Raw genomic sequence first — 1977 nt, forward strand, 5'->3', positions numbered from 1 at the left:
ATGTTGAAAGATTGTGTTGGCGATTAGGGTCAAAGCGCTCCGTGCGCGCGCATGTCGCCCAGCGCGACCCGTATCTGGCGATTTCCCGAATACGGCCGGCGTCCGTGCGCCAGCAGCAGGTTGTTGACCAGCAGCACGTCGTTGGCCTGGGTCTGGATCCGCACCGAACATTCGTTGAGCGCGGTATCGATAGTCTTGATCCAGTCCGGCGGGATGCTGCTGCCGTCGCCGAAAAACACCGTGCGCGGAAACTTGTCGCGGCTGAAATGCTTGCTCAGCAAGGCCTCCACCTCCGGCGGCAAGGCATCGGGATGATGCAGCAGGATCTGGTTGAACCACGATTCCGTGCCCCGTTCCGGGATTTGCAGCAAGGCCTTGGTGCGATACGACACCGTGACGTCATTCTCGGATGGCGCGTCGATCTCGTGTCCGCTGGCGGCGACCTTCTGCTTCAGCTGCTGCAGGCTGTCGACCTTGAAGAACTGTTCCCACGATGCATCCAGCCCGCGGATGAAGCGGCGTCGGTAGACCAGCCCTTGCTGGCGAAAACGATCCAGCATGGCAGCCGGCAGTTTGCCGGCCACCAGGCGGCCGTCGGACAGGGTCCACTCGCCGCCTTCGGGCGCCGGTTCCAGGCAATAGAACAGCTGCCGTGACGGCCAGCTGCTGGTGTGCGAGGCTTCGTTATGGAACTGGATCTCGAGATGCTTGGGATACGGCGTCGCAAAATAGACATTCTCGCTGGCGCTGGCCAGCGGCAGGTCGCCATAGTGTTTGTAGAGCCTGTCGCAGGCAGATTCCGCGCAGCGCTCGAAGCCTTCGAGTCCGCCGACCTCGAAACCGCGGAACAGGACATAACCATCCGCCCACAGGGCTTCGTCGACCTGCTTGCGGTGCTGCCTGATCCAGGCTGCAAGCGGTTCTTGTCTGGTGCTTGAAATATTCATGGGTTTCCTGGATTGCGAAGTTGAAAAGGAATGCCTGGTCCGATAGCCAGCCTCATGACATGGCGACCAGTATCTGGCGCTGGCCGTCGAACGGCATGCGGCCATGGGCCGCCAATACGTTGTCGACCACCAGCAAATCGCCTTTCTGCCAGCGGAACATGGTCCTGGCGCCACGCATGACTTCGCGCACGGTCGCCAGCGTATCGTTGGCTATGCGGCCGCCGTCGCCGTAATAAGCCGCCATCGGCAAGCCGCTTTCGATCTGCGCGCTGAGGTTGCTCGCCAGCGGCGTGTTGGAGGCATGGAACAGGTGTGCCTGGTTGAACCAGACCAGTTCGCCGGTGACAGGATGGGTGCGCAAGGCCGGCCGGATTTCGCTGATGCGCAAGCCGCCGCTCGCCAGCCATTCAAAACCGATGTCCATGTCGCGGCAATACCCTTCCACCCTGGCCTTGTCGCCGGTGAGAAAAACCTTGGTCCAGGAGTTGTACCTGGATTCGGCCGAGGCCAGGTTGCGCACATACATCAGCTGGCGGCGCTCGAATTCCGAGACGATATCGGCCGGCATCGCGGCCAGGATTTTCCTGGAATCGGCGACCGGGGTTTCGCCGCCGCTGTCCGGCGGCGTATTGCAGAAAAAATACAGCCGCTGCGGCCAGCGGCTGGCGTAGGACATCTCGTTGTGGAGCGGGATCTCCAGGTGTTTTGGATATTCGGTCGAGGTATACACGCCGTCGGCCACCTGGCTGCGCGGCGAGGTGCCGCCGGAATAGTCGCGCAGTGCCGGCGCCATCGCCGCCACCGCCCGCCTGAAGTCTTCCGCATCCTGCAGCGGCAGACCCCTGAGCAGGACAGCGCCCGCCTGCAGCAGCAGCCTGCCCAGCTCCGGGGTTGACACCGCCAGCCACTGGTAGCAATCGGGAAGGTCTGGATCGACTTCCACCAGCGCTGGAAAACCCGTGCCGGCCGTCACCGTTGCCGCGATATTTTCTACAATGTTCTGCATATTGCTTCTCTCCTGAAAACGGCC

2 protein-coding genes are annotated in these 1977 nt (G+C 62.1%); both read right to left on the bottom strand.

The genetic code is table 11. From position 1 onward, the window contains the following. Positions 1-29 precede the first annotated feature (29 nt). The gene (locus tag CFter6_RS12650) at positions 30-947 is read right to left on the bottom strand and encodes a TauD/TfdA family dioxygenase (protein ID WP_061540224.1); all 918 of its coding nucleotides are present in this window, start codon (positions 945-947) and stop codon (positions 30-32) included. A gap of 52 nt (positions 948-999) precedes the next feature. Next, positions 1000-1953 (bottom strand): TauD/TfdA family dioxygenase, encoded by a 954-nt coding sequence (locus CFter6_RS12655; RefSeq protein WP_061540225.1) that lies wholly within the window; start codon positions 1951-1953, stop codon positions 1000-1002. Positions 1954-1977 lie beyond the last annotated feature (24 nt).

Origin of the sequence: Collimonas fungivorans (assembly GCF_001584145.1) — a bacterium.
Classification (GTDB): Bacteria; Pseudomonadota; Gammaproteobacteria; order Burkholderiales; family Burkholderiaceae_D; genus Collimonas; species Collimonas fungivorans.

Excerpts from the sequence above, each read along its gene's own strand:
- CFter6_RS12650 (WP_061540224.1), bottom strand. The coding sequence starts at position 947 with ATGAATATTTCAAGCACCAGACAAGAACCGCTTGCAGCCTGGATCAGG.
- CFter6_RS12655 (WP_061540225.1), bottom strand. The coding sequence starts at position 1,953 with ATGCAGAACATTGTAGAAAATATCGCGGCAACGGTGACGGCCGGCACG.